5 protein-coding genes are annotated in these 3,080 nt (G+C 33.7%); 4 read left to right on the forward strand and 1 reads right to left on the reverse strand.

Annotated elements, in window-relative coordinates:
* The first annotated feature begins 66 nt into the window (after positions 1 to 66).
* The 4 genes from ACH6CY_RS15500 to ACH6CY_RS15515 all read left to right on the forward strand — a co-directional run bounded on the left by ACH6CY_RS15500 (position 67) and on the right by ACH6CY_RS15515 (position 2,128).
* Positions 67 to 375, forward strand: a complete 309-nt coding sequence (locus tag ACH6CY_RS15500) for a hypothetical protein (protein WP_374068216.1) — start codon at positions 67 to 69, stop codon at positions 373 to 375.
* Positions 365 to 952 (forward strand): hypothetical protein, encoded by a 588-nt coding sequence (locus tag ACH6CY_RS15505; RefSeq protein WP_374068217.1) that lies wholly within the window; start codon positions 365 to 367, stop codon positions 950 to 952. The genes ACH6CY_RS15500 and ACH6CY_RS15505 overlap by 11 nt, the downstream gene beginning before the upstream one ends.
* 635 nt (positions 953 to 1,587) lie before the next feature.
* Positions 1,588 to 2,034, forward strand: coding sequence for an IS66 family insertion sequence element accessory protein TnpB (gene tnpB / locus ACH6CY_RS15510; RefSeq protein WP_374068218.1), 447 nt, complete (start codon positions 1,588 to 1,590; stop codon positions 2,032 to 2,034).
* A complete protein-coding gene (locus ACH6CY_RS15515) occupies positions 1,994 to 2,128 on the forward strand; it encodes a hypothetical protein (RefSeq protein ID WP_374068220.1) in 135 nt (44 codons plus the stop codon). The genes tnpB and ACH6CY_RS15515 overlap by 41 nt, the downstream gene beginning before the upstream one ends.
* A gap of 66 nt (positions 2,129 to 2,194) precedes the next feature.
* Here ACH6CY_RS15515 and ACH6CY_RS15520 read toward each other — a convergent pair whose 3' ends face one another.
* Positions 2,195 to 2,503, reverse strand: coding sequence for a hypothetical protein (locus tag ACH6CY_RS15520; RefSeq protein WP_374068219.1), 309 nt, complete (start codon positions 2,501 to 2,503; stop codon positions 2,195 to 2,197).
* Between the last annotated feature and the right edge of the window lie 577 nt (positions 2,504 to 3,080).

Consider the following 3,080-nt stretch of genomic DNA (forward strand, 5'->3'; position numbering starts at 1 on the left):
CTCCTTCGAGAATTAATCTATGAAGATTATCTCATCTGGAGACTGAGTTGCATACGTGTGTAGTATTTGACGCTTACGGTTGAAAAAAAAATTGCGGAAGAATTTTCAGCTAAATATATTGCGCCGAATAATAAAGAGGTGAGCGAGGTTGTGTTTTATAAAGAGCCAGTTGATCAGAAGGATTTTTCAGGGAATAGAAACTACTTTTTTTATATTAATGAGAATAAGCAATGGACGGTAGGAGTCTCCGTCAAAAAAGAAACAGGTGAAATATGGGCATTTGGAAGTGATGATATCCAACTTACTCATAAAAAGAAACCCAAAAAGGTGAAAAATTTGACAATAAAACATTGGAGAGATAAAAGTGGTAACTAATGAAGAGTATAAAATTTTATCAAATATATCATACTGGATTGATTCTAATAGAAATGATGTCCCTTTTGCTCCTGAACAGGAAGGTGTTTTAAACTCGAAGGATTTAAAAGGCTTATCTAAAAATTGTAAAATCCTCAAAGTAGAGGACAACACTGATAACGGTATGCAAGCGATGGCAGTTGCACCAGTAAAAGATGGAGAGGCTGACACGTCAGAAGTTGTCATTGCTTATGCAGGAACAAATTTTGATGATGAGTTGGATGTACTTACAGATGTTCAAACAGTAGTATTAGGAAGTAAAGTATTAATTCCGGAAGGTCAACAATTAGATCTTAGTAAACATGATCAGTTAGATGAGTTAGGGATTCCAAAATCAATTAAATATGTTGAGGGGCAAGTGATGACTGCACAAACTTTTTTGGAAGATATTGAAAAAGATTATCCGAATGCTGATATCACCACAACAGGGCATTCCTTAGGAGAATACATCGCATTATATATATCTGCAGAAAATGGTTGGAAGAATGTTGGATTTAATGGACCAGATCCTTATAAAATTTTATCATCATATAAATGATAGTTTAGAAATGTACAAAAGTGATTAGATAAGAATGTACAAAACTAAGGCTCTTACGCATTTTTGGGGATGACTCCTATCCAAAACAGGGTATAGTATAACAAAAGGAGTGTTCCATTATGCTTCATTCTATTGCGAAACTAGACCCTCATCTTCAAATCATCTCCACTATAGAGGAAACGGATGTGATTACTATCGTTGCATTTGTTGAATCAAAAAGCGCAACATGTCCGTAAGCGTCAAATAAAATACACATAGGAATCAAAAGTCAGTCATGTGATAATCTTCATATAAAATCAATCATGGAGGTTATGCGATGACGCTGAAAGAAAAAAGAATAGAATGGAAGCACACTATAATGCCTGGAAAGAAAGCGGGCAAAGTATAGCGGCTTGATGCCGGGATCAAGAAATCAACGTTCACCAAATGTATTATTGGGTGTAGCAATTTGAGCGCAGTGATAACCCAACAGAGACACCTGACGAAACACAGTGGCTCTCTGTTCAAGTGGAGGAACCAGTATCAAATTCGGTGCAAGGTTCCATTTTCCTACATGTCGGCGCGATTTCTGTTGAGGTACGAACTGGAGCCAATATGAGTCTATTATCGGATGTTGTTCGTGTGCTGTAGAGTCAATGCTGATCAATAATCAGTTTGATCGTGTCTTCCTAGCTCGTGGAAATACAGATCTACGCAAATCGATTGATGGCTTGGCGGTCATCGTGAAAGAATGTTTTGATCTGGATCCCTTCTCCCCTTGCTTGTTCGTGTTCTGTAATCGGAAACGAGATAAACTGAAGATCCTGCAGTGGGAACACAATGGATTTTGGCTGCATTATCGCAGACTGGAAAGAGGGAAATACCATTGGCCTTCAGAAAGAGAAACCACGGCAATGAATATTAGTCCACGTCAGCTGCGTTGGCTTTTGGATGGCTTACCCATTGAACAGAGGCAGGCGCACCATTCTATAAGTATAATGAAATATACAAATATGAGAATTGGACTAGGCAAGTCAGGTTCTTTTTCGTATAATATATTTTATGGAAAAGCTAATGAACGCAAAAGATGCCCAATTTTATAAAGACCGCGCTGAGAAACTTGAGCTTGAAAAAGAAGAACTTGAAGCAAAGCTAAAATGGTATGAGGAACAATTTAGACTGATTCATATAAAATAGAACGTACTTAATAACGTCAGTAAATATGATGGCATTAATATTTATTTTTTTATCTACCATAATCTTTTACTTTACATTTTCTCTTATCTTTTTTCTATCTATATTCACCTTAGTTAAAATTAAATAGAAAATCCAAAAAAAGATAATCGTTAGAATAATTGGTGTTAAATTATCGGTATTTACCCCTAAAGTTGTATATAAATCCCATCCCTCGGTGTTTTCCTCGACTTTTACAAATAACGAATTGAAAAATGAAGATGAATATCCAACTTCATCATGAGTAAACATCAACTTAATCAAACTAATTACTAAGATTACTATCGTACTTAACACAGCTGAAACTAGAGTTCCAATGATAATATTAACCATCTTCATGTAAAAACTCCTCCTTTAGTTTTTTTAATCCCAAACAACTTGTGTATATAACGAAAATATATAAAATCATCATTAATATAATATTGTACAGTTTTGATAAATCTAAGAATTGTAATATTAATGATATAAATCCTGAAATTACTACGATTATTAAAAATCCAATAACAGGTGAGAATGGATTGTCTTTTTTTGCCGGAAATAAAATTCCAATCAAAGTTGAAAGTATAATTATTAAAACTAATTGACCAAAAATAATTAGAGTATCATAAAGATTAACGTTACCTTTATTTATAATAAGCCCCAATATCAATATTGGTAATGAAGTTATTAAAATGTATAGATACTGACTGATAATTAGATTAATATAATCTTTAATTGCACTATAGTTAAATCTATAGTAATTTATTCTAATTGAATCAGTTTGAGTGTAAATATACAGTCCTGATGTAGTAACTAAAAACATAGCATATAACGGATTTAATATATCTAGAATAAGCAAAGAAATGTAAGCGTCAAATACTACACACGTATGCAACTCAGTCTCCAGATGAGATAATCTTCATAGATTAATTCTCGA

The organism is Paraliobacillus sp. JSM ZJ581 (assembly GCF_044383835.1).
Lineage (GTDB): Bacteria > Bacillota > Bacilli > Bacillales > Amphibacillaceae > Paraliobacillus.